Genomic DNA, 22,225 nt, shown 5'->3' on the forward strand with positions numbered 1-22,225 from the left:
CCTACCCCAGACTGGCCTGCTTGAGGGCGGCAATCCGGTCCTCCAGCGGCGGGTGAGTCATGAACAGGGCGGCCAGGCCCTGGCGGGCGCCCCGGTTGATGCCAAAGGCCTGCAGGCTGTCGGGCATCTGGTCGGGAATCCCGCTTTCCTGCTTGAGCCGGGCCAGGGCGCTGATCATGGAGCCGCGACCAGCCAGTTGTGCCCCGGCGATATCTGCCCGGAATTCCCGCCGCCGGGAGAACCAGAACACGATGGTGCTGGCCAGGATGCCGAGCACAATTTCGGCCACAATACTCACCACGAAAAAGCCGATACCGTGCCCTCCCTCATTCCTGAAGACGACACGGTCCACCATCGAACCAATCACGCGGGCGGCAAAGATCACAAAGGTGTTCACCACACCCTGGATCAGGGCAAGGGTAATCATATCGCCATTGGCCACATGCCCGATCTCGTGTCCCAGGACTGCCCGAATCTCCTCCTTGCTGAAGCGTTGCAACAGTCCTTCGCTCACGGCCACCAGGGCATCATTTTTCTTCCAGCCGGTGGCGAAGGCATTGGACTGGCTGGCCGGGAAGATAGCGACTTCCGGCATGCCAATGCCGGCCTTCTTGGCCAGTTCCGCCACCGTATCCACCAGCCAGCGCTCCGCCGGGGTACGGGGGGAGTCGATGACCCGCGCGCGGGTCATTCGTTTGGCCATGAATTTCGACATCAGCAGGGAGATGAACGAGCCGGCAAAACCGAAAACGGCTGCAAAGATAAGCAGCGAGCTGTAGTTGATGCCGTTCTGGGCCAGGTAACTGTCGACACCCAACAGGCTGAGGGTGACGCTGGCCACCAGGATCACCGCCAGGTTGGTGGCAAGGAAAAGCAGTATTCTCATGGGTCAGTCTCTCTCAAAAGGGACGCATTACACACTAATGCCCAATATCGGGCCACTCCGGGTTATTTCAATGACCTGAGTGGTTCTCGATGCGGTGAGAAAGACCGGCTGACAGGAGATCAGTTCCCGGTAGGTGCGAAGAAGGCCGCCTGCATGGCCCGGTTGAGGGTGGGGGAGTGGCCGCCCTTGATGGACTGGCGCAACACGTGCACCCAGGTGGAGCGGTCCTGGCGGACCGATGCGGGCAGGGAGTCGTCATCCGGGGCGGGCACGCCAGGTTCCGGCAGCTCCAGGGCCGCCGCCAGGTCGGCTGGTGCCGGGGTGCTCAGGCGGATAAAGGCCCGGCGGGTTAGGACGGCCTGGTCCAGGGCCTCCTGGCGGATGGTATCCACGTACCGCAGCAGGCCCTCTTCCTCGAGCCATAGCAGTGCGCCGAAGCAGGCCATGTGCCGGGGGCTGTGGAGGCCGAACTCGTCAGGTTCATCTGGCCCGGCGATATCCTCCACGAACAGGTTGATACGCCGTGGGAACACGCTGTAGAGCTGGACCAGGGCAATGGCGGAATCCCGGTAGAACTCCTCGATGTGGATATCGGCCATGTTTTTCCTCTTACTGCATTCCTTACATTATGCCCGCCAAGTGGACAGGAACCTTTCCAGGCGGCCGATGGCATCCTCCAGGGCGTCGACCCGGGGCAGGAACACCACCCGGAAGTGCTGGCGGTCGTCGATGTTGAAGCCGGAGCCCTGGACCAGCAGGATACGTTCCTGCCGCAGCAGGTCCAGTACGAACTGCTCGTCGTTCTCAATGGGGTAGAGCGCCGGATCCAGCTTCGGGAACAGGTACAGGGCCCCCTTGGGCTTCACACAACTGATACCCGGAATGTCATTGAGCAGGCGCCAGGCGGTTTCCCGTTGTTCGTAGAGTCGGCCGCCCGGCGCAATCAGGTCCTCGATGGACTGATAGCCCCCCAGGGCGGTCTGGATGGCAAGCTGGGCCGGCACATTGGCGCACAGCCGCATGGACGCCAGCATGTCGATGCCCTCGATCAGGTCCACGGCCTTGTGCTTCGCGCCACTGATGATCAGCCAGCCGGACCGGTAGCCGGCGGCCCGGTAGTTCTTGGACAGCCCGTTAAAGGTGAAGAACAGCACGTCGTCCGCCAGGGAGGCAGTGGGCACGTGCTGGACCCCGTCATATAGGATCTTGTCGTAGATCTCGTCGGACAGGATGATCAGGTTGTGCTGACGGGCCAGTTCGATTACATCCTCCAGCAACTCTTTCGGGTAGACGGCGCCGGTGGGGTTGTTGGGATTGATCAGCACGATGGCCTTGGTGCGGTTGGTGATCTTCCGGCGGATGTCGTCCAGGTCCGGGAACCAGTCCTGCTGTTCGTCGCAGCGGTAGTGCACGGCCTTACCGCTGGACAGGGTGATGGCCGCGGTCCACAGCGGATAGTCCGGAGCCGGTACCAGCACCTCATCGCCGGTGTTCAGCAACGCCTGCATGGACATGACGATCAGTTCGCTGACGCCATTGCCCAGGTAGATATCGTCGATATCCACCTTGTCGATACCAATCTGCTGACAATAGTGCATCACCGCCTTGCGGGCGGAGAACAGCCCCTTGGATTCTACATAGCCCTGGGCCTGGTGAAGGTTGTAGATCACATCCTGCTGGATCTCTTCCGGTACATCCAGCTCGAAAGCAGCAGGGTTGCCGATATTGAGCTTGAGTATCCGATGGCCTTCCTCTTCCAGGCGACGCGCTTCACGCAGTACCGGGCCACGGATTTCATAGCATACGTTGTCCAGTTTCGCGGATTTTCTGTAATTCTGCATAGAAGGCGTCTTCCCGGCGTTGGTAGGCATGCCGCAACAGGCGGCAGGATCAGAACAGGCTCACCATTCTAGCGGAGCCGGGGTTCAAAAAAACAGTCCGAAAAGGGCGCAATTGTGATGAAAAATGGCAGGGAGGGCTGCAATTTGGAGCCGGTTTCTCAAACTGGCTTTCGGAAATAAAATTGTGCACAATATAATTGTTGAAAATCCATAAGGAGCCTGACATGGCGAACGCGCCCCTCTACGACATCGAAGTAACGGATATCAAAGGCCAGCCCCGCACCCTGGCGGACTATGCTGGCAAGGTGATGCTGATTGTGAACACCGCTTCGAAATGTGGTTTTACGCCCCAGTTCGAAGGCCTGCAATCACTCCATAATGAACTGGCTCCCAAAGGGCTGGAAGTGCTCGGTTTTCCCTGTAACCAGTTCATGAACCAGGACCCGGGAGAGAACAGCGAGATCAGTGAATTCTGTTCCCTCAACTACGGCGTCAGCTTTCCCATGTTCGCCAAGCTCCAGGTCAACGGACCGGATGCCCATCCTCTGTACCGGCTGCTAAAAGACGAGGCGCCGGGTATGATGGGTTCGAAGAAAGTGAAGTGGAACTTTACCAAGTTCCTGGTGAACCGGGAGGGCCAGGTTGTCCGGCGTTATCCGCCGACTGCAAAGCCTGAAGCCATTCGCGATGATATTGTGGAGTTGCTGTAAGTGAGTGATTCGGCTATGCGTGCCAGCAAGGCTAACAGTGATGAGCTGCTGGCCCTGGACAACCAGCTCTGTTTTGCCGTGTACGCGGTGAACCGGGCGATTACCAGCCGTTACCGGCCACTGCTGGCGGAGTTGGACCTGACCTACCCGCAGTACCTGGTGATGCTGGTCATGTGGGAAGCGGACGAGGCGGGGGAGACGCCACGTGTCTCCTCCATCGGTCAGCGGCTGCGCCTGGATTCGGGTACCCTGACGCCCCTGTTGCGGCGCCTGGAACAGCGAGGCCTGATCATCCGCCAGCGGTCCAGCGAGGACGAGCGGGTGGTAACGGTTGCCCTGACGGGGGAGGGCCGCTCCATGCGTGAGCGGGCCACCGACGTACCGGTGCGGCTATTGTGCGAGCTGGGCGTGGGGCCGGAAGATGCGGTGCGCCTGCGCGGCGAACTTCGGGATCTGCTCAGTCACCTGGAGCAGGCGGAGTATCGGTAACACCTTCCGCAGTGGACCAGCGCTGGATCATCCGGTCCAGTACGTCCCGGTTGTAGGGTTTGGTGATGTAGTCGTCCATGCCCGCCGCCAGGCATTCTTCCCGGTCGCCGGACATGACATTGGCGGTGACGGCGATCACCGGCAGTTTCTTCCACTCCGGGTTCTGGCGAATCCGTCGTGTGGCTTCGTAACCATCCATCACCGGCATCTGACAGTCCATCAGCACCAGGTCGTAGGATTTCAGCGACAGGGCCGCCAGCGCCCGTTCCCCGTTCTCGGCGTGGTCCACTTCATGGCCGAGCTTGTGCAGAAGGCCCGAGGCAACGATCTGGTTGACCCGGTTGTCCTCCACCAGAAGGATACGGCAGTGGCGTCTGGTGGGCCCGGTTTCCACCACTTCCGCCATCTCCGTCTCGTCCCTGTCGGTACTCTCGTCCACCGGCAGCGGCAGGGTGACGGTAAACCAGGTTCCCTCGTCCTCCCTGGAGTCCACCCGTATCTGGCCGTGCATGCGCTCTACCAGTTGCTGGCACAGGGCGAGGCCAAGCCCTGTGCCGCCGTAACGCCGGGTGGTGTCGGTGGCCGCCTGGGAGAACGGCGAGAAAATCCGGTCCAGTTCCTGCCGTGACATGCCAATCCCGGTGTCCCGGACTTCCAGTCGGATCCCTTCAGGGGTCTGTTCGAGATGAATGGAGACCGTGCCTTCATCCGTGAACTTGATGGCATTGGACAACAGGTTGTTGGCCACCTGCCTCAGGCGGGTGGGATCGCCCAGGTACCGGTTCGCGAGACCGGTTTCCAGGTGAGTGGTGAATTTCAGCCCCTTGCGGCGGGCCTGCTCGCCATGGATGGTGGCACACTCATTGATCAGTTGTCGCAGGTCGAAGGAGATAACCTCCAGGTCCAGCTTGCCGGCCTCTACCTTGGAGATGTCCAGAATATCGTTGAGCAGGCTCAGTAGGCTCTGGCCGGCCCGGTGGGCGATTTCAAGCTGATGGCGTTGGGCAGGTTCCAGGTTACCTTCCAGGGCCAGCTCCAGCATACCCAGCACGCCGTTAAGGGGCGTGCGGATTTCATGGCTCATGCTGGCCAGGAAGCGGGCGCGGGTCTGGGCCCGTCGCACGGCGTCCTCCTTGGCGCGGATCAGGGCCCGGTTACCCCGCTGCAGGGCTTCGTTCTTTTCCGAGATTTCCCGGGTCCGGTCCTCAACTTCCCGTTCCAGTTTGCCGGAATAGTCCTTCATCTGGCTTTCCACTTCCCGCAGCTGGCTCAGGGAGGTGTCCACGGTCTGCAGGTGGCGGTTGATAATGGCCACCATGCTGCCGATCTCGTCATGTTCGTGGGAAGGTGGAACCGGTAGCCGGGCCTTTTCGGGCGCGTTGCGGACGTCCTGCAGGCTGCTGATGACCCGCATCATGGGCTTCGTCAGCACGAAATAGAACACCACCAGCAGCATGGCCGACAGCACCAGACTCTTGAGGATGCCGCTGATCAGTATGAAGGCGGCCCGGGACAGGAACAGGTTGCCGTAGTAGTTGGTGGATATTGTGATGACCAGCTGGCCCAGTTCGATCTGTTGCAGGTCCGGTACTTCCAGCTCTGTGGAGTAGCGGCGGGTCTCCCCGAACAGCAGGTCACTGATCCAGCGGTAGCTGCCATCACCGCTGCCGCGGCTGGCGGCGGACAGGGTGCGGTTCTTGGTGTCCAGGATGCGGGCGTCGATCACCGCCGGGTGGCGGAGCATGCCGTCCAGCAGTTCACCAGCCAGCCGGGTGTCGATATTGTAGGCGATCTGGGACGCAGGGCTGTGGCTGATGTCCATCAACGCCTCAATATCCTGATCCATATAGGTGCGGGTACTGTGGTATTCCACCGTTACCTGGATCAGGTTGAGAACGAGCCCCACCGCCATCGCAAGCAACACGGTGTTGCGGGTGAGGCGGTATGACAGACGGTTCCTGAAAAGATGCGTCACTCTATTCCCTGTGCGGCTGGGCAGACCTGGGTGGGTTGTCAGTCGTCGTAGTCGGCTTTCTTCTTCCAGTCATCGTCATGGAGGAAGGTATCCCATTCCTTGTCCAACCGGTTCTGCTGTTCTGCGGAACGGGCGCTTTCGCCACTGTTCAGCTCCTGTTCCAGTTCATGGATGCGTTCCTTGAAGGCGGCCACCGCCCTGGCGGCCATGTCATTGCCCTTGGACTTGGCCATTTCCGACGCCGCCAGATGGTAGGCATGGATCGCCTTGCGCAGGTCATTATGCCTGACATGATCCCGTGCCTGGAAAACGAACAGGTCGGCGTGGGTCTTGTGGATGGTAAACAGCACGTGGCGCAGGTTGGCCTTGGCCGTGGCCGCATTGACCTTGCCGGACTTGTGGAGAGACTCGATCAGCTTGAAAAGGCTTTGCAGCAGCTCCTTGATATAGTTCGACTTGTCGGGGGAATCGATGATAACTTTCGGGTGCTCGTCGGTGCCGTCCAGCACTTTCTGTTTGTTTTCCTGCACCTTGGCCAGCCAGTCTTTCACGGGGAGGTCGGCCTGTTCCTGCTGGAGCCCCTTGCAGGTTTCCTCCATCCGCCGCAGCAGGAGCAGCTTGATGTCCCGGGTCAGGTACTGGCCCGGCAATTCGTCATAGATCCGGTAGGCCCGGTTGTAGGCGTCCTCCAGCGAGGTGATACGGCGGGCTCGTTCGATGCGGGCCCGTTCGCGCATCTGGCTGATCACCACAATCACGATCGAGGCAACGACAACCGCCAGTAACAGCAGAACAATGGTGATGGTATTCATGTATCCCGGGGGGCTCCCTGATTATCTTTCTGATTTGGGGAAGGCTGCCATGAAACGGATCCGCCAGTGCCCATGATGGGGCACAGGACCCGTCCCTATAGCGCCCGAGCTATCGCAAGTATCTGGCAGACTGACAGAAAAGTCTAATCGATTCCGTTCCAACATGTTACAGGTGATAGAATGGGATGTTTGCCGTGTCCCGGAGGCGTTGCCCGCAATGGATATTTCCCGCGTTGACCTGAATCTGCTGGTGTACCTGGATGTGCTGCTGCGGGAGAAGAATGTCACCAAGGCAGCCAATCACCTGGGCATCACCCAACCGGCCATGAGTAATGGCCTGCGGCGGCTCCGCGACCTGTTCGACGACCCGCTGCTGGTGCGCACCAGCGAGGGCATGACCGCCACCGAGCGGGCCACGGAGCTGCAACCGCTGGTGCGGGGCATCCTGTCGGATATCGAGCAGGCGGTGCAGGAGAAGGCGTCATTCTCCGCCAATGAGAGCCAGCGGGTGTTCCGGATCATGGCCAGTGACTATGCCGAGTCCTGTCTGATGCCCCGGGTGTTGCGGCGTATTCGCCAGGAGGCCCCCAACGTGATCCTGGACGTACTGACCCCCAGTGATGTGAGTTTCCAGGATGTGGAGCAGGGGCGTCTGGACATGGCCATCAACCGCTTCGACAAGATTCCCCAGTCCTTCCACCAGAAAACCCTGTGGACGGAATACTTCGCCTGCCTGATGAACGTGCGCAACCCGATCCTGCAGGATCCGTTTACCCTCGACAGTTACCTGGCGGCCAGTCATATCTGGGTCAGCAAGACCGGGTTCGGTGTCGGTGTCGGGGTCAATCCCAAGGATGTGCAGCGTCTGGGATGGGTCGACGAGGCCCTGGGCCTGATGGGGCGCAAGCGGCATATCGCGGTGTTCACCCGACACTACCAGGTGGCGATGCTGCTGGCGGAGCAGCATGACCTGATTGCCACCCTGCCCAGCCGGGCGGCGTGGTTGCAGAAGGATAACGCCAACCTGGTGATCAAGCCGCCTCCCTTTGACATTCCTCCCTTCGAGCTGAAGATGGCGTGGAGTCCGCTGTTGCAGCACAACGCCGACCATCAGTGGCTGCGGCGACTGGTGGCCGCCGTGGCGGAAGAGGTGGACGAGGAGTTCGCCGAGTTCGGGCGCCAGTTCGAGGCGGTGGAGCCGGATGGCCCCCACCGGTCAGAGCGGTAGTTCCCGCAATTCCAGCGACGGACGGGCGATGTCCCACATGCGCTGGAAATCCTCCGCCAGCAATCTGGCCCGGCCGCTGTCCGCGAAGCTGGCGAATCCCTCCGGACGGTCAAACCGGTGCCGGACCAGGACACCTTGCCGGTCCACCAGCAGGAATGGTTGCTCCACCGGCGGGTAATCGGTGTTGACCAGTCGCAGGTCGATGGCACTGGGCAGGCGCCGCAGCAGGTCCACCAACCGGTGACGACGTTTCACCAATGGTGCATCGTCGTGGATCAGCAGGCGGATTTCGCTGTTGCGGTGATGTCGGGCCAGCCACGACAGCAGATCCCGCAGACGCTGGCGGTCGTACAGGTCGTGGTCCAGCAGGCGGTCATAGAGCCACAGCCGTTGCCGGGCCTGCCCCGCCAGGCTGTCCATCAGGTCGGGTATCTGGTGGTCACCGTCAATCAGCCAGCTCTGTTCGTCCTCACCCAGTATCATGGGCTTGTGCCGTGGGGGTTCATCGTCAAATCCCCCGGTCACCAGTGTTGGTGCCAGGCAACGCATGCCGTAGTGGGGGATGCCCGCGTCGTCGTAGGGTTCCGTGAAGACATGGAAGCCACTGCGCTGGTAGAAGGGGACGGCGTGTTCCTGGGCTGACAGGTGCAGGTTCTGCACCTGGCCGGCGGCCTCGGTCATCAGGTGCCGCAGCATCTTCTCGCCGAGGCCGGTGCCCCGGTGCTGGGGCCGAACGGCCATGCGCCCGATGTGGGCGGTGTCATCAAGGGTATAGAACATCCGTGCCGTGGCCGCCGGGGTGTTGTCCGGCAGCACGGCGAGGAAGTGGTCGGCGATCTCGTCGGTGTCGTCCCACTCCAGTTCCGGCGGCACCTTCTGTTCGTCGATGAAGACGGACTGGCGGATATCCCTGACATCCCGGGGCGCCAGTTGCCAGCTGTACTTGCGGAATCTCACAGTCATTCGAAATAGAGGCTTCCCTGGTTGTAGAGTACGGTCAGCAGTTCCGCCAGGGCGGGATCCCGGCACAGGCGGGTGACCTCTGCCGCGTCTGGCCGGCTGGATGCGCACAGCACCGGCGCCAGGGGTTGTGCATCACCGCTGAGCAGGTAGCGTTCCCCGTCCACGAACAGGGCGGTCTGTCCGTCCAGTTCCGTATAAGCGAAACGGGAGCCCTCATTCCAGCGTAGTACACCGCCATCCACCAGGGCTTCCAGCAGGTCGTCGGTGGTTGCCGGTGGTTCCGCGGAAATTACGATGTCACTGTTCTTCGGGGACGTGCTGAACTGGCCGAACCACAACGCCAGGTTGCGTCGGTCGGACACCCGTGAGCGGATTTCCGCTTCCAGCCTGTCCAGTGCCTGGTCGCCGATGGCGCCCGGGTTATCCGGCAGGCGGGTATCGCCATCGGAGAGATGAGCGGAGACGTCGGTTTCCGTGCACAGGAAATCGGTAAAGCTGGTCAGCAGGTCGTCCACGGTTGGCGCGCGGAACCCCACCGACAGGGTGATACAGTCATCTTCCGCCACGCCATGGTGGCCGATGCCTGGCGGCAGGTACAGCATGTCGCCGGGTTCCAGCAGGACTTCCTCATCCGCCTGCCAGTCCTTCAGGATGCGAAGCGGGGTGCCTTCCACCCGGGGCGACTGTTCGCTGCAGGCGCCACCGAAGCGCCAGCGACGATGGCCCTCTGCCTGCAGCAGGAACACATCGTACTGATCGAAATGGGGGCCGACACTGCCACCGGCAGGGGCGTAGCTGGCCATGATGTCGTCCAGGCGCCAGTTGGGCACGAAGCGGAAGTGGTCCAGGATATCGGCGGCCTCCGGCACCCAGTGGTCCAGCCCCTGCACCAGCAGGGTCCAGTTTCCCGGCGGTGGGGAGGTAAAGCGGTCGGTGCTGAACGGGCCGTTGTGGAGTTGCCAGGGGTGGCCGTTCTCTTCCTCCACAACCATTCGGGATTCCACTGCCTGTTCACAGGCCAGGCCAGCCAGTTCATCGGCACTGACCGGGCTCTCGAAGCCGGGAAACGCCTGGCGGATCACCAGCGGCTTCTTCTGCCAGTAGTCCCGCAGGAAGGTGTCGGCGGACAGGCCGCCGGGGAGTCGGTCAGGTACCGTCATGATCCGATGTTTTCCGCCTGTTCGGCCGCATTGCCGGTATAGTTTGCCGGCGTCAGCGCCATGAGTTCATCCTTTGCGGCCTGGGGGATGTCCAGGTTCTGCACGAAGTCGTGGATCAGTTCCGGGCTCATGTCCTTGCCACGGGTCAGCTCCTTGAGCTTCTCATAGGGCTTTTCGATGTTGTAGCGGCGCATCACCGTCTGGATCGGCTCCGCCAATACCTCCCAGGCGTTGTCCAGGTCATCGTTCAGACGCGTCGGGTTGACTTCCAGCTTGCCCAGGCCTTTCAGGGTGGCCTCGTAGGCAATCAGGCTGTGGGCAAAGCCCACGCCCAGGTTGCGCAGTACAGTCGAGTCAGTCAGATCCCGCTGCCAGCGGGAAATCGGCAGTTTGCTGCCCAGGTGCGCCAGGATGGCGTTGGCAATGCCCAGGTTGCCCTCGGAGTTTTCGAAGTCGATGGGGTTGACCTTGTGGGGCATGGTGGAGGAGCCAATCTCGCCGGCTACGGTTTTCTGCTTGAAGTAGCCCAGGGAAATGTAGCCCCAGATATCCCGGTCCAGGTCGATCAGGATGGTGTTGAAGCGGGCAATGGCGTCGAACAGCTCGGCGATATAATCATGGGGTTCGATCTGGGTAGTGTAGGGGTTCCAGGACAGCCCCAGGCCCTCAACAAAGTCCCTGGCGTTGGCGGCCCAGTCCACGGAGGGGTAGGCGGACAGGTGGGCATTGTAGTTGCCCACGGCGCCATTGATCTTGCCCAGCAGTTCCACCTCGCGGATCTGCTTCAGTTGGCGGCGCAGTCGGTGGACCACGTTGGCGAGTTCCTTGCCCACGGTGCTCGGGGAGGCGGTCTGGCCATGGGTACGGGAGAGCATGGGCTGTTTCGCATGCTCCACAGCGAGTGCTTCCAGGCGCTGGACAATGCGGTCCATGGCCGGCAACAGGCCGTCGTCCAGGCCTTCCCGCAGCATCAGGGCATGGGACAGATTGTTGATGTCCTCGGAGGTGCAGGCGAAGTGGACAAACTCGGTGATGGCCTGCAGTTCCTCCACCGGTGCGATCCGTTCCTTGATGAAGTATTCCACCGCCTTGACGTCGTGGTTGGTGGTGCGTTCGATGGTCTTGATGGCCTCGGCGTCCGCCAAGCTGAAGTTTTCCACCACCCGGTCCAGGCCGTCCCGGGCACTGGCGCTTAGTGTCGGTACCTCGGTGATCTCTGGGTGGTTCGCCAGTTGCTGCAGCCAGCGTACCTCCACCTTGACCCGGTTACGGATCAGCCCGTACTCGCTGAAAATTTCCCGGAATACCGAAACTTTGTTGCCGTAGCGGCCGTCCACCGGAGAAATGGCGGTCAGGCTGGTCAGTTCCATCAGATTGTAACCTCATCAGAATCGGGCAGGGCGCAGGAATGCGCGAAGCCTACGGGGTGAATAGTTTGGTGTCCATGATACACCAGCGCGAACGGCAATTCAGCGCCGGGTGGGTGTCGGGTGTGACACGATGGCAGGGGCGGGTTACCCGGAGTGATAGACCGACTGGTTGGCCTTCTCCGCCAGTTCCCGGGCAATGGCAGCCACCTTGCGGCGACGAAAGATCAGTTGCCAGCGGCGGCCCCCGGTCTGGCGCCAGAGCACGGCGGAGCGTATGCCGGCCAGCAGCAGGGCGCGTACCCGGGCGGCGTTCTCTTCCCGCTGGAGCACGTTGGGATCGCCGGTCACCTGGATGCGCAGACGGAAGGTGCTGATGGTGTCCTGATAGACTGAGGCCAGGTTGCTGATCAGGTTGCCGTGCACATAGCCGAAATGGCTGGCGGTGTGGCGGGCGCTGTCGATGCGTTGGCCGATGGCGGACAGCATGTCGCGGTTGCGGTTGAGGCTCGACTCCAGCTGGATCAGGTTCAGGCTGTAGCGAAGGATATCCATATCCTGCTGGCGGGTCTGGTTGCTGAGGATCTTGGCCAGGGCATCGAGACCTTCGCGCAGGTTCATCAGCTCACCGCCGTACACCTCCAGGGTGTCGTCCGGATTGGTGACAAACAGCGACCGCAGGGCGGTTTCCAGGCTGGACTCGGCACAGCGGCCCTGGTGGGCCACCTGGCTGACCAGGGTGGCGGCCTGGAAGACCCCTGCCAGTGCCAGTGTCTGGTCGGTGAGGGACTTGCTCAAGACGCCTCCGCCTTGGCGCTGGTGGCCGGGGCTGACGGTTCCTGCTGGTCGTCCCGCCAGGTGGTCTCGATAACGGCGCCACCCAGGCAGACCTCACCATCATAGAACACCACGGACTGCCCGGGGGTAACCGCCCGCTGGGCGTCATCGAACACGACCCGGGTACCGCGACCGGTCACAGTAACCTCGCAGTCCTGGTCCGGCTGGCGATAGCGGGTCTTGGCCTTGCAGCGGAAGCGGTGTGCCGGGGGCTCTCCGGCCACCCAGTCAACCGGCCCGCTGAGCAGTCCCCGGGACAACAGCAGGGGGTGCTGCTTGCCCTGGACGGCCACCAGTACGTTGCGGTCCAGATCCTTTTCAGCCACATACCAGGGATCGTCACTGAAACCCGCCAGGCCACCGATGCCCAGGCCCTGACGCTGGCCAATGGTGTGGTACATCAGGCCCTGGTGACGACCGATTACATGGCCGTCCGGCGTCTGGATCTCACCGGGCTGGGCCGGCAGGTACTGCTTGAGGAAGTCGCTGAACTTGCGCTCCCCGATAAAGCAGATGCCGGTGGAGTCCTTCTTGTCGTGGGTGATAAAACCCTGTTCCTCGGCGATACGCCGGACCTCCGGTTTTTCCAGTTCACCCACGGGGAACAGGGTGCGGGCGACCCGCTCGCCGGACACCGCGTGCAGGAAATAGCTCTGGTCCTTGTTATTGTCCAGCCCCTTGAGTAACTGGGCCCTGCCAGGATGATCCGGATCGGGACGCTGGCGGGTGTAGTGGCCGGTGGCGATATAGTCGGCCCCCAGGGTAATGGCGTAGTCGAGGAATGCCCGGAACTTCACTTCCTTGTTGCACAGGATATCCGGATTGGGGGTGCGACCGGCGCTGTATTCCGACAGGAAGTGCTCGAACACCCGGTCCCAGTATTCGTCGGCAAAGCTGGCTGTGTGCAGGGTGATGCCGATGGCATCCGCCACCGCCTGGGCGTCCGCAAGGTCGGTCATGGCCGTGCAGTATTCGGTGCCGTCGTCCTCGTCCCAGTTTTTCATGAACAGGCCTTCCACCTGGTAGCCCCGGTCCTTCAGCAGCCAGGCGGCCACGGAGGAATCCACACCGCCGGACATGCCGACGATAACCCGGGTATCTGCTGGTGCACTGGTAGTGAGCTGGTTCATGGCGTAAACGGATTCTGGTTGCCGGTGGATATCAGGGGCGCGATTGTAACACCGTTTGTGGTCGCTATGCTTCCGGCTCCACGATGACCTCCAGCGGGAAACGGCGGCCTTCTCGGTAATCCAGTATGCAGTCGAGCACCATGGGGCTACGCAGACGGTCCCCCAGTTGGCGGATCTCGTCCAGGGTGAGCCAGTGGGCCGCGGCGATGCCGGTATCCAGTTCGGTGGTTACCTGGCGGACCGGGGAGGCGGTAAAGCAGAAACGGAAGTAGGTCACCCCGTTTGCGGGGGCGATATAGCGGTACATGCCCAGGAAGGCTTTGGGTTCCACTTCCCAGCCGGTTTCCTCAAGGGCTTCCCGGCGGGCCGCATCGGCCACGGCTTCGCCTTCTTCAATGTGGCCGGCGGGCTGGTTGAACACCAGGTCGCCGTTGATGCGCTCTTCCACCAGCAGGAAACGTCCCCGTTCATCTTCCACGATAACGGCGACGGTGGCATGTGGTTTCCAGGTCATGGGCAACTCCCGGTCAGGTGTGTTGGCGGCGATGTCGGGGGCGTCGGCGACTGGCACTGGGCCCTTTGCCAGCGGTCCTGCCTGGCCCTTTGGGAAGGTGGATCGTGAGTTGGCGATATTCCCCGGGGGCAAGGTTATCCAGGCTCCATTCCCCGATCTGCCAGCGCACCAGTCGCAGGGTGGGGAAGCCGGTGGCAGCGGTCATACGGCGTACCTGTCGGTTGCGGCCTTCGGTCAGCCTGAGTTCGAGCCAGGAGGTGGGGATGTTCGCCCGCTCACGCACCGGCGGGTTCCGGGGCCAGAGTGATGGTGTTGGTATGCGATGAGCGGCAGCAGGGCGGGTGGGGCCATCTTTCAGGTCGACACCCCGACGCAACTGGTCCAGGGCCGAATCGGTGATTGCTCCCTCTACCTGGACCAGATAGGTTTTGGTCATCTTCTGGTGTGGGGAGGCAATTCGGTGCTGCAGGCTGCCATCATCGGTCAGTAGAACCAGGCCTTCGGAGTCGTAGTCAAGACGACCGGCGGGATAGACGTCCGGCAGATCCACATAATCGGCCAGCGTTGATCGGCCCCGTTCATCGCTGAACTGGCACAGGGTGTGAAAAGGCTTGTTGAGCAGGATAAGGGCAGCCATCCCGACATGTTAACAGACTGACATCCATTAACACGGGGGGATGGCTTATGATCGTGGTAGCGATCTTGTGTCAGCCGTTGACCATACGTACCACGTTGCTGGCCTGACCCTGTTCCTGGTCGGTGTTATCGTTATCCCGCGCGGAATGAGAATCCTGTCCCTTCGTGGCGGGTTGCTGTTCCGGAACGATGTTCACCGCGTGAACACCCTTGTCGCTGGGTTTCTTGTCAAAGGTGACCGGTTGGCCGGCTTTCAGGGTTTTATACCCTTCCATTTGTACCGAGGAGAAATGTGCAAACAGGTCGTCACTGCAGCCCTCTTCGATAATGAAGCCATAACCCTTGGCGTTGTTAAACCACTTTACTTTGCCCCTAGGCATGATGAACTCCCTTGTCCAGTCATTATCTGTCGTAACCTACGGCCTGCGCGGGCCGCCTGATACGGCGTTTTACACAATTTTACATTGCAAGATTTACTTTTGATCATTAGTGGGTGTGAGTCAACACTAAACTCGCGGGAATTACTGATTGTGCACATTACATCATTGTTATGGGGCGCTATGGTGCACCGAAATCTACAGGTTTTCGGTATTTATTGAGCATGACGTTATAGCAGCGGAATTAATAAAAGCATGGGGTCTAAGGACGGCTTCCCATCTACCGGTTCGGGCCCGCCGCCGGTCCGTCCAGTGCGGGATCTTTTCCTGGGGCGGGGTGTCGTTTTGGTGACAAGGGCACTCCGGGCTGGTTGCCCCGGGTATCGACGCGGTATCATGCGCCATTGAACCCGGTGGCGTTTTTACTGTCTGAGTGACTGTCGAGTGCTGACCTTCTGTTTCTTCCCTGGAATACCGGAAAGGTGGTCCGAAGAAGACGGGCAGCGAGAGTGCGTCCAGTCGCATAGCAGGGTAGCTCGGATCTTGAAAACCCGTCGCCGGACATCCATCTTATGTCACAGAAACCGACATCCGGTACGAGAATCATGCGGACACTCAGAAATTCTCTACTAATATTGAATCAGGGGGATCACGACGGTGAGGACGAGCCAGGGCGCGAAGACAGCGTCAGCGTGGCTCCGGAGAAACCGGCCCTGAAGCGGCCGCCCCAGTATCGGGTGGTCCTTCTGAACGACGATTACACACCCATGGATTTTGTGGTGGATGTGTTGATGAAATTCTTCGCCATGAACGAAGAAAAGGCGACGCAGGTGATGCTGCTCGTCCATACGCAGGGAAAGGCCGTATGTGGGGTGTATACCCGGGACATCGCGGAAACGAAAGCAGCGCAGGTGAACCAGTATTCCTCCGAGTGCGAGCATCCGCTGCTGTGCGAGATTGAACGTGCGGACTGACTGACCTTATGCGGGGTGGCCCATGCTGAGCAAAGATCTTGAAATTACGCTGAATGCCGCGTTCCGGAATGCCCGGGACAAGCGTCATGAATTCATGACGGTTGAGCACCTGCTGCTGGCATTGCTGGACAACGATTCAGCGGTGGGCGTCCTCAAAGCCTGCGGGGCTGACCTGCAGCGGCTGCAGGATGAGCTTACCGAGTTCGTGGACTCCACCACGCCTCTGATTCCCGGCAGTGACAGTGAGCGGGAAACCCAGCCGACCCTGGGCTTCCAGCGCGTACTGCAGCGGGCCGTCTTCCATGTACAGTCTTCCGGTAAGAAGGAGGTCACCGGTGCCAACGTCCTGGTCGCCATTTTCAGCGAGCAGGAGAGTCAGGCTGTCTACCTGCTGAAGAAGCAGAACATTGCCCGTATCGATGTGGTCAATTTCGTTTCCCATGGCATCTCCCGTGTCCAGGGAGGCGAAGAGCCGGAAGCTCCGGATCCGGCCGCGCAGGAAGAGGGCGCCGAGGAAGGTTCCTCCAACCGCCCTCTGGAAGCCTATGCCTCCAATCTGAACGAACAGGCTCGTCAGGGGCGTATTGACCCGCTGATTGGCCGCGAGCACGAAGTGGAGCGGGTGGTCCAGATCCTGGTTCGCCGCCGCAAGAATAATCCGTTGCTGGTGGGTGAGGCCGGTGTCGGCAAGACTGCCATCGCCGAGGGCCTGGCCCGTCGCATCGTGGACGGCCATGTGCCGGACATCATTGCCGATGCGGTGGTCTACTCCCTGGACCTGGGCGCGCTGCTGGCGGGCACCAAGTACCGTGGTGATTTCGAGAAGCGCCTGAAAGGGCTGCTGGCGGAGCTCAAGAAAGAGAAGCGGGCCATCCTGTTCATCGACGAGATCCACACCATCATTGGTGCGGGATCCGCCTCCGGTGGTGTGATGGACGCGTCTAACCTGCTCAAGCCGATGCTCAGCTCCGGTGAGATCCGCTGCATTGGGTCCACCACCTTCTCCGAGTTCCGGGGCATCTTCGAGAAGGACAGCGCGCTGGCCCGTCGCTTCCAGAAAATCGACGTTAACGAGCCCAGCGTGGATGACACCTACCAGATCCTCAAGGGACTCAAGCCGCACTTCGAGAAGCACCACGATCTCAAGTACACGGACAAGGCCCTGCGGGTGGCCGCCGAGCTGGCGGACCGGTACATTTCCGACCGTCACCTGCCGGACAAGGCCATCGACGTCATCGATGAGGCCGGTGCCCGTCAGCGTCTGTTGCCGGAGGCCAAGCGCCGTAAGGTGATCGGTGTGTCCGCCATCGAGGATGTGGTGGCTACCATTGCCCGGATTCCGCCGAAGAGCGTGTCCAGCAGCGACAAGGACCTGCTGCGCAACCTGGAGCGGGACCTGAAGATGACCGTGTTCGGCCAGGACCCGGCCATCGAGTCGCTGTCCAACGCCATCAAGCTGGCCCGTGCCGGCCTCAAGGCGCCGGAGAAGCCGGAGGGCGCGTTCCTGTTTGCCGGCCCCACCGGTGTCGGCAAGACCGAGGTGACCCGTCAGCTGGCCAAGGTGCTGGGCATCGAACTGGTCCGCTTCGACATGTCCGAGTACATGGAGCGCCATACTGTGTCACGGCTGATTGGCGCGCCTCCGGGCTATGTCGGTTTTGACCAGGGTGGTCTGCTCACCGAATCGGTCAACAAGCACCCGCACTGTGTGCTGTTGCTGGATGAGATCGAGAAGGCGCACCCGGAAGTGTTCAACCTTCTGCTTCAGGTGATGGATCACGGCACCCTGACCGACAACAACGGTCGCAAGGCGGACTTCCGCCACGTCATCCTGGTGATGACTACCAACGCCGGTGCCGAGGACATCAGCCGTCGCTCCATCGGTTTCCAGGAGCAGGACCACAGCACCGATGGCATGGAGGTGATCAACAAGATGTTTACGCCGGAGTTCCGCAACCGCCTGGATTCCATTATCCAGTTCGGCGGCCTGGCGCCGGAGATCATCACCCATGTGGTGGACAAGTTCCTCACTGAACTGCAGGCACAGCTCGACGAAAAGCAGGTGGTGCTGCACGTGGACGACGAGGCCAAGCTCTGGCTGGCGGAGAAAGGGTACGATCCGACCATGGGGGCCCGTCCTATGGCCCGCCTGATCCAGGACAAGATCAAGCGTCCGCTGGCGGAACAGATCCTGTTCGGGGCTCTGTCCGAGAACGGTGGCGAGGTGAATGTTCACCTCAAGGATGGGGAGCTGGTGTTCGAGTACGAGAACGAGCCGGCCGAAGCGGTGTAACGATCAGGCCCCGGGGAGCCGGGGCCTGTGATCCGCACCATGCACAACAACGAAAAAGCCCCGCCTTGGCGGGGCTTTTTCTTGCGCAGATGTCAGGCCGCTGTGTTGCCGGCCCGGCAGGCTGGCGGCATTAACGGGCGCGGTAGACGATGCGCCCCTTGCTCAGGTCGTAGGGAGTCAGCTCTACCTTGACCTTGTCGCCAGTGAGGATGCGGATGTAGTTCTTGCGCATCTTGCCGGAGATGTGGGCAGTGACAACATGGCCGTTGCTCAGCTCCACACGGAACATGGTGTTGGGAAGGGTATCCACAATTACCCCTTCCATTTCAATGACATCTGATTTCGCCATTCAGTAAGGACCTCGCTTGATTGGGTTTCCCTGATTCCAGAATGGCGCAATTCTGCCTCATTTGGTCGCGATTGGCAAAAAAAGCGTCAATCCTGCGGGAACGTCGTCTTATGGAATAACCGAAAGGCGGTGCTCAGGAGGGTTCCTGGTCCGGGTCGAACTGCTGCCAGGAGCCGTCGATCAGCGCCTCGATCGGACGGAAGCGGGTCTTGTAGTTCATCTTCCGGCTCTGGGCAATCCAGTACCCCAGGTAGACCCAGGGCAGCCCCTGCTCCCGGGCCTCCCGGATCTGCCAGAGTATGGCCAGGGTACCCAGGCTGCGCCTGTCGTGGTCCGGGCTGAATACGGTGTAGATGGCGGATAGCCCGTCATCCAGCTTGTCCAGCACCGCCAGGCCGATCAGCTCGTCACCGACGTTCATCTCCAGGAACCAGCTGTCCGTGGCACCTTCCACCAGGAAGGACTGGAACTGGTCCCGGGAAGGCGGGTACATGTCGCCGTCGGCATGTCGTTCATTGATGTAGTGCTCATAGAGCTGGTAGTACCGTTCGGAGAACTGGGCGGGCACCAGCTTGAAGGTGACATCCTCGTTGCGTTTCCAGACCCGGCGTTGGGACCGGTCCGGGCGGAACGCGCGGGCGTCCAGGCGAACCGGGACACAGGCGTTGCAGTGCTCGCAGTGGGGGCGGTAGTAATGGGAGCCGCTACGGCGAAAGCCCAGAGCAGTGAGCTGGCTGTAGAGCCGCTTGTCTATCTGCGCTCTGGGGTCCACGAACATGGTGGTGGCGTCGCGGCCGGGCAGGTAACTGCAACTGTGGGCCGGTGTGGCAAAGAATACCAGCGTTCTCAGGCTGCTCATCCTTATCCCTCCCCCGGGCGTGAGCCTTGCCAGGTCCAGTCCAGTCGCCAGTGGTCCTGGCGAGGTGGGTGGTCGATGTTTTCCTCCAGTATAGATAAGAATACCCGCCGGGGAATAGTTCGTGCGCCCATTCTCAGCAGGTGGGGGCTTTCCACCTGGCAGTCCATCATGCGGTAGCCGGAGCGCCACAGCTCGCCGCACAGGTGAACCAGCACTGTCTTTGAGGCGTTGGTTTCCAGGGAAAACATGGATTCACCAAAGAAGCAGCGCCCGATGGCCAGCCCGTAGAGGCCGCCCACCAGTTCATCGCGGTGATTCCAGGCTTCGATGGAATGGGCGTGACCACGACGGTGGAGTTCCTTGTAGGCCTGCTCCATGTCGTCGGTGATCCAGGTGCCTTCGGGCCGGGTGGAACCGCACAGATGGATGACGCGTCGGAACGACTGGTTCGTGGTGATGCGGAAGCGCCCCTGGTTCAGGGTGCGACGCAGGCTGTGTGAGATATGAATGTCATCGGGAAAGAGGACGCATCGGGGGTCGGGGGACCACCAGAGGATCGGCTGGTCGTCGCTGAACCAGGGGAAGATGCCGCTCCGGTAGGCGTGCAGCAGCCGTTCAGGGGACAGGTCGCCCCCGAGGGCTAGCAGGCCATCGGGTTCCCGCAGGGCTTCTTCCGCGGGGGGAAACCACAGGTAGTCCGGATCAAGCCAGGGCAGGGCACTCATCGGGTCTGCCTCTTGTTACCCACCCCGGGCTGACGCCGGGGCGGGTGATCTCCATGCGGGGTTCAGCCCTGCTGGTCCAGGAATTTCTCGGCATCCAGCGCCGCCATGCAGCCGAAGCCGGCGGAGGTGACCGCCTGGCGGTAGACATGGTCAGCCACGTCGCCGGCCGCAAAAACGCCGGGCACGCTGGCCTGGGTAGCCATGCCTTCCAGGCCGCTGCGAATGCGGATATAGCCGCCTTCCATATCGAGCTGACCTTCAAACAATTCGGTATTGGGGCGGTGGCCGATGGCAATGAATACGCCGGCCAGGTCCAGTTCCCGGGTGCTGTCATCCTTGGTGCTGCGAATGCGCATGCCGGTAACGCCGGTGCCATCGCCCAGAACCTCGTCCAGGGTATGGTCCCAGACAATCTTGACGTTGCCGTTCTCGGCCTTCTCGAACAGCTTGTCCTGCAGGATCTTCTCCGCCCGGAGCTTGTCCCGGCGATGGACCAGGGTCACTTCGTCGGCGATATTGGACAGGTACAGGGCCTCTTCAACGGCGGTGTTGCCGCCGCCGATCACCGCGACTTTCTGCTTCTTGTAGAAGAAGCCATCGCAGGTGGCACAGGCGGATACGCCCTGGCCCTTGAACTTCTCCTCGGACTCCAGACCCAGGTACATGGCCGAGGCGCCGGTGGCAATGATCAGGGCATCGCAGGTGTACTCGCCGCTGTCGCCCTTGAGGCGAAACGGACGGTTACGCAGATCGGCCTCGTTGATGGTGTCGTAAACCACACTGGTTTCGAAGCGCTCGGCGTGCTTGAGCATGCGCTGCATCAGTTCCGGGCCCTGGACGCCGTCGTTGTCGCCGGGCCAGTTGTCCACGTCGGTGGTGGTGGTGAGCTGGCCACCCACCTCAATGCCTGTGATCAGGGTAGGCTTCAGGTTGGCGCGGGCCGCGTAGACAGCCGCTGTATAACCGGCGGGGCCGGAACCCAGGATGATCAGTCGGGAGTGTTTGCTGTCGGTCATTGCTCGTGTCTCTTCAGTTCTCGGGGCGATTGTCCGTGGCGGAAAAGGATACCAAGATCTATGGCAAACGCGAATTTGATTGCCGTAATCTGGGTCATTGAGTGGCGCTATTCCTGTCGGATGACCGGGTGATCGTATGATGCCCGGTCGGGCAGAGGGCTAGGCTCGCCCGATGACCGGCACCTGGTCCAGTAGCTGCCGGACCCGTTGCTCGCCCTTGCCGCTGTCGCCCTGTTCCAGTCGATGACTGGCGATGGCCGGGAACACGGTCTGTACATCATCTGGCAGGACATGATGACGCCCCTGCATCAGTGCCCAGGCCCGGGCGGCCCGCATCAGGCCGAGACCGGCACGGGGAGACAGGCCATAGATCAGGCCCGGCATGCGCCGGCTCTCTTCCAGCAGGTTCTGGATGTAGTCCAGCAGGGCCGGGCTGGTACTGACCCGGGCGACGCCCTCCTGCAGGGTTTTCAGGTCCTCGGGGCGGAACATGGTGCGAAGCCGCTCGGTCATCTGGCGCCGGTCTTCCCCTTCCAGCAGTTCCCGCTCTGCCTTGGGGTCCGGGTACCCCAGGCGCAGGCGCATCAGGAAGCGGTCAAGCTGGGACTCCGGCAGGGGATAGGTGCCCCCCTGTTCCACCGGGTTCTGGGTGGCAATCACGAAAAATGGCAGGGGCAGGGGGCGGGTTTCACCCTCGATGGACACCTGGCGCTCCTCCATGGCTTCCAGCAGGGCACTCTGGGTGCGCGGAGAGGCGCGATTGATCTCGTCGGCCAGGACCACCTGGGCAAAGATGGGCCCCTGGTGGAACACCAGTGAACCGGCCTCCCGGTCGTACATGGAGAACCCCAGTACATCCGCCGGCAGCAGGTCGTTGGTGAACTGGATGCGCTGATAGGACAGGCCCATAACCTTGGCGAGGGCGTGGGACAGGGTGGTCTTGCCCATGCCGGGGATGTCCTCGATCAGCAAGTGCCCCTGGGCGAGCAGCCCGCACAGGGCGAGCCGGATCTGGGGCTCCTTGCCGAGGACGATGTGGTTCAGTTCGGTGATCGCGGCGTCGATCAGTTTCTTCATGGAGAAT

General features: G+C 61.4%; 23 protein-coding genes. 5 read left to right on the top strand and 18 right to left on the bottom strand.

The annotated features are described in order from the left end of the window. Position 1: 1 nt before the first annotated feature. The 3 genes from htpX to ACJO3T_RS07460 all read right to left on the bottom strand — a co-directional run bounded on the left by htpX (position 2) and on the right by ACJO3T_RS07460 (position 2,727). Complete coding sequence (gene htpX, locus ACJO3T_RS07450) at positions 2–886, bottom strand: protease HtpX (RefSeq protein WP_406963569.1); 885 nt, start codon at positions 884–886, stop codon at positions 2–4. Between the two features lie 119 nt (positions 887–1,005). Beyond that, positions 1,006–1,485, bottom strand: coding sequence for a hypothetical protein (locus ACJO3T_RS07455; RefSeq protein ID WP_406963568.1), 480 nt, complete (start codon positions 1,483–1,485; stop codon positions 1,006–1,008). Positions 1,486–1,512: 27 nt separating this feature from the next. Further along, positions 1,513–2,727, bottom strand: a complete 1,215-nt coding sequence (locus ACJO3T_RS07460) for a pyridoxal phosphate-dependent aminotransferase (protein ID WP_406963567.1) — start codon at positions 2,725–2,727, stop codon at positions 1,513–1,515. 224 nt (positions 2,728–2,951) lie between these two features. On the opposite strand from ACJO3T_RS07460, the gene ACJO3T_RS07465 reads away from it, so the two are divergent. Together ACJO3T_RS07465 and ACJO3T_RS07470 are read left to right on the top strand one after the other, a co-directional pair. Next, positions 2,952–3,437, top strand: coding sequence for a glutathione peroxidase (locus ACJO3T_RS07465; RefSeq protein ID WP_406963566.1), 486 nt, complete (start codon positions 2,952–2,954; stop codon positions 3,435–3,437). A 15-nt stretch (positions 3,438–3,452) separates the two neighbouring features. Continuing rightward, positions 3,453–3,926 (top strand): MarR family winged helix-turn-helix transcriptional regulator, encoded by a 474-nt coding sequence (locus tag ACJO3T_RS07470; RefSeq protein ID WP_406963601.1) that lies wholly within the window; start codon positions 3,453–3,455, stop codon positions 3,924–3,926. Here the strand turns inward: ACJO3T_RS07470 and ACJO3T_RS07475 are convergent. Further along, a complete protein-coding gene (locus tag ACJO3T_RS07475) occupies positions 3,895–5,901 on the bottom strand; it encodes an ATP-binding protein (RefSeq protein WP_406978181.1) in 2,007 nt (668 codons plus the stop codon). The two genes, ACJO3T_RS07470 and ACJO3T_RS07475, sit on opposite strands and share 32 nt — an antisense overlap. A gap of 38 nt (positions 5,902–5,939) precedes the next feature. Further along, positions 5,940–6,713, bottom strand: a complete 774-nt coding sequence (locus ACJO3T_RS07480; RefSeq protein WP_406963564.1) for a hypothetical protein — start codon at positions 6,711–6,713, stop codon at positions 5,940–5,942. 217 nt (positions 6,714–6,930) lie between these two features. On the opposite strand from ACJO3T_RS07480, the gene ACJO3T_RS07485 reads away from it, so the two are divergent. Beyond that, positions 6,931–7,941 (top strand): LysR family transcriptional regulator, encoded by a 1,011-nt coding sequence (locus tag ACJO3T_RS07485; protein WP_406963563.1) that lies wholly within the window; start codon positions 6,931–6,933, stop codon positions 7,939–7,941. On the opposite strand, the gene ACJO3T_RS07490 is transcribed toward ACJO3T_RS07485, so the two are convergent. The 8 genes from ACJO3T_RS07490 to ACJO3T_RS07525 form a co-directional block, all read right to left on the bottom strand. Continuing rightward, complete coding sequence (locus ACJO3T_RS07490; RefSeq protein ID WP_406963562.1) at positions 7,930–8,904, bottom strand: GNAT family N-acetyltransferase; 975 nt, start codon at positions 8,902–8,904, stop codon at positions 7,930–7,932. The genes ACJO3T_RS07485 and ACJO3T_RS07490 overlap by 12 nt on opposite strands. Beyond that, positions 8,901–10,064: a ribosomal protein uL16 3-hydroxylase gene (locus ACJO3T_RS07495; RefSeq protein WP_406963561.1), complete on the bottom strand. Its 1,164-nt coding sequence runs from the start codon at positions 10,062–10,064 to the stop codon at positions 8,901–8,903. Before ACJO3T_RS07495 ends, ACJO3T_RS07490 begins: the two co-directional genes overlap by 4 nt. Beyond that, entirely contained in the window at positions 10,061–11,434 is a 1,374-nt protein-coding gene (gene purB, locus ACJO3T_RS07500; RefSeq protein WP_406978182.1) for an adenylosuccinate lyase, read from the bottom strand. The genes ACJO3T_RS07495 and purB overlap by 4 nt, the downstream gene beginning before the upstream one ends. Positions 11,435–11,578: 144 nt before the next feature. Then, a complete protein-coding gene (gene hflD / locus ACJO3T_RS07505; protein WP_406963559.1) occupies positions 11,579–12,229 on the bottom strand; it encodes a high frequency lysogenization protein HflD in 651 nt (216 codons plus the stop codon). Further along, positions 12,226–13,398 (bottom strand): tRNA 2-thiouridine(34) synthase MnmA, encoded by a 1,173-nt coding sequence (gene mnmA, locus ACJO3T_RS07510; protein WP_406963558.1) that lies wholly within the window; start codon positions 13,396–13,398, stop codon positions 12,226–12,228. Before mnmA ends, hflD begins: the two co-directional genes overlap by 4 nt. A 64-nt stretch (positions 13,399–13,462) precedes the next feature. After that, complete coding sequence (locus tag ACJO3T_RS07515; protein ID WP_406963557.1) at positions 13,463–13,912, bottom strand: NUDIX hydrolase; 450 nt, start codon at positions 13,910–13,912, stop codon at positions 13,463–13,465. 13 nt (positions 13,913–13,925) lie between these two features. After that, complete coding sequence (locus tag ACJO3T_RS07520) at positions 13,926–14,549, bottom strand: pseudouridine synthase (RefSeq protein WP_406978183.1); 624 nt, start codon at positions 14,547–14,549, stop codon at positions 13,926–13,928. Between the two features lie 70 nt (positions 14,550–14,619). Then, positions 14,620–14,928, bottom strand: coding sequence for a cold shock domain-containing protein (locus ACJO3T_RS07525; protein WP_406963555.1), 309 nt, complete (start codon positions 14,926–14,928; stop codon positions 14,620–14,622). Positions 14,929–15,530: 602 nt separating this feature from the next. On the opposite strand from ACJO3T_RS07525, the gene clpS reads away from it, so the two are divergent. Further along, positions 15,531–15,899 carry an ATP-dependent Clp protease adapter ClpS gene (clpS, locus tag ACJO3T_RS07530; protein ID WP_406978228.1) on the top strand — a complete coding sequence of 123 codons (369 nt, stop codon included), beginning with the start codon at positions 15,531–15,533 and terminating at the stop codon, positions 15,897–15,899. Between the two features lie 22 nt (positions 15,900–15,921). After that, a complete protein-coding gene (gene clpA, locus ACJO3T_RS07535; protein ID WP_328189355.1) occupies positions 15,922–18,192 on the top strand; it encodes an ATP-dependent Clp protease ATP-binding subunit ClpA in 2,271 nt (756 codons plus the stop codon). A 130-nt stretch (positions 18,193–18,322) separates the two neighbouring features. Here clpA and infA read toward each other — a convergent pair whose 3' ends face one another. From infA to ACJO3T_RS07560, 5 genes are all read right to left on the bottom strand, one after another. After that, positions 18,323–18,541 carry a translation initiation factor IF-1 gene (gene infA / locus ACJO3T_RS07540; protein ID WP_008938619.1) on the bottom strand — a complete coding sequence of 73 codons (219 nt, stop codon included), beginning with the start codon at positions 18,539–18,541 and terminating at the stop codon, positions 18,323–18,325. A gap of 133 nt (positions 18,542–18,674) precedes the next feature. Then, positions 18,675–19,400, bottom strand: coding sequence for an arginyltransferase (locus tag ACJO3T_RS07545; RefSeq protein WP_406963554.1), 726 nt, complete (start codon positions 19,398–19,400; stop codon positions 18,675–18,677). A 2-nt stretch (positions 19,401–19,402) separates the two neighbouring features. After that, positions 19,403–20,125, bottom strand: a complete 723-nt coding sequence (gene aat, locus ACJO3T_RS07550) for a leucyl/phenylalanyl-tRNA--protein transferase (protein ID WP_406978184.1) — start codon at positions 20,123–20,125, stop codon at positions 19,403–19,405. 62 nt (positions 20,126–20,187) lie between these two features. After that, positions 20,188–21,141: a thioredoxin-disulfide reductase gene (trxB, locus tag ACJO3T_RS07555; protein ID WP_406978185.1), complete on the bottom strand. Its 954-nt coding sequence runs from the start codon at positions 21,139–21,141 to the stop codon at positions 20,188–20,190. Between the two features lie 159 nt (positions 21,142–21,300). Then, on the bottom strand, positions 21,301–22,218 hold the full coding sequence (locus ACJO3T_RS07560) for an AAA family ATPase (RefSeq protein WP_406963551.1): 918 nt from the start codon (positions 22,216–22,218) through the stop codon (positions 21,301–21,303). Positions 22,219–22,225 lie beyond the last annotated feature (7 nt).

Origin of the sequence: Marinobacter shunpengi, from assembly GCF_045449715.1 — a bacterium.
In the GTDB taxonomy this organism is placed as follows: Bacteria; Pseudomonadota; Gammaproteobacteria; order Pseudomonadales; family Oleiphilaceae; genus Marinobacter.

Excerpts from the sequence above, each read along its gene's own strand:
- htpX (WP_406963569.1), bottom strand. The coding sequence starts at position 886 with ATGAGAATACTGCTTTTCCTTGCCACCAACCTGGCGGTGATCCTGGTG.
- ACJO3T_RS07455 (WP_406963568.1), bottom strand. The coding sequence starts at position 1,485 with ATGGCCGATATCCACATCGAGGAGTTCTACCGGGATTCCGCCATTGCC.
- ACJO3T_RS07460 (WP_406963567.1), bottom strand. The coding sequence starts at position 2,727 with ATGCAGAATTACAGAAAATCCGCGAAACTGGACAACGTATGCTATGAA.
- ACJO3T_RS07465 (WP_406963566.1), top strand. The coding sequence starts at position 2,952 with ATGGCGAACGCGCCCCTCTACGACATCGAAGTAACGGATATCAAAGGC.
- ACJO3T_RS07470 (WP_406963601.1), top strand. The coding sequence starts at position 3,453 with ATGCGTGCCAGCAAGGCTAACAGTGATGAGCTGCTGGCCCTGGACAAC.
- ACJO3T_RS07480 (WP_406963564.1), bottom strand. The coding sequence starts at position 6,713 with ATGAATACCATCACCATTGTTCTGCTGTTACTGGCGGTTGTCGTTGCC.
- ACJO3T_RS07485 (WP_406963563.1), top strand. The coding sequence starts at position 6,931 with ATGGATATTTCCCGCGTTGACCTGAATCTGCTGGTGTACCTGGATGTG.
- ACJO3T_RS07490 (WP_406963562.1), bottom strand. The coding sequence starts at position 8,904 with ATGACTGTGAGATTCCGCAAGTACAGCTGGCAACTGGCGCCCCGGGAT.
- ACJO3T_RS07495 (WP_406963561.1), bottom strand. The coding sequence starts at position 10,064 with ATGACGGTACCTGACCGACTCCCCGGCGGCCTGTCCGCCGACACCTTC.
- purB (WP_406978182.1), bottom strand. The coding sequence starts at position 11,434 with ATGGAACTGACCAGCCTGACCGCCATTTCTCCGGTGGACGGCCGCTAC.
- mnmA (WP_406963558.1), bottom strand. The coding sequence starts at position 13,398 with ATGAACCAGCTCACTACCAGTGCACCAGCAGATACCCGGGTTATCGTC.
- ACJO3T_RS07515 (WP_406963557.1), bottom strand. The coding sequence starts at position 13,912 with ATGACCTGGAAACCACATGCCACCGTCGCCGTTATCGTGGAAGATGAA.
- ACJO3T_RS07520 (WP_406978183.1), bottom strand. The coding sequence starts at position 14,549 with ATGGCTGCCCTTATCCTGCTCAACAAGCCTTTTCACACCCTGTGCCAG.
- ACJO3T_RS07525 (WP_406963555.1), bottom strand. The coding sequence starts at position 14,928 with ATGCCTAGGGGCAAAGTAAAGTGGTTTAACAACGCCAAGGGTTATGGC.
- clpS (WP_406978228.1), top strand. The coding sequence starts at position 15,531 with ATGCGGACACTCAGAAATTCTCTACTAATATTGAATCAGGGGGATCAC.
- clpA (WP_328189355.1), top strand. The coding sequence starts at position 15,922 with ATGCTGAGCAAAGATCTTGAAATTACGCTGAATGCCGCGTTCCGGAAT.
- infA (WP_008938619.1), bottom strand. The coding sequence starts at position 18,541 with ATGGCGAAATCAGATGTCATTGAAATGGAAGGGGTAATTGTGGATACC.
- ACJO3T_RS07545 (WP_406963554.1), bottom strand. The coding sequence starts at position 19,400 with ATGAGCAGCCTGAGAACGCTGGTATTCTTTGCCACACCGGCCCACAGT.
- aat (WP_406978184.1), bottom strand. The coding sequence starts at position 20,125 with ATGAGTGCCCTGCCCTGGCTTGATCCGGACTACCTGTGGTTTCCCCCC.
- trxB (WP_406978185.1), bottom strand. The coding sequence starts at position 21,141 with ATGACCGACAGCAAACACTCCCGACTGATCATCCTGGGTTCCGGCCCC.
- ACJO3T_RS07560 (WP_406963551.1), bottom strand. The coding sequence starts at position 22,218 with ATGAAGAAACTGATCGACGCCGCGATCACCGAACTGAACCACATCGTC.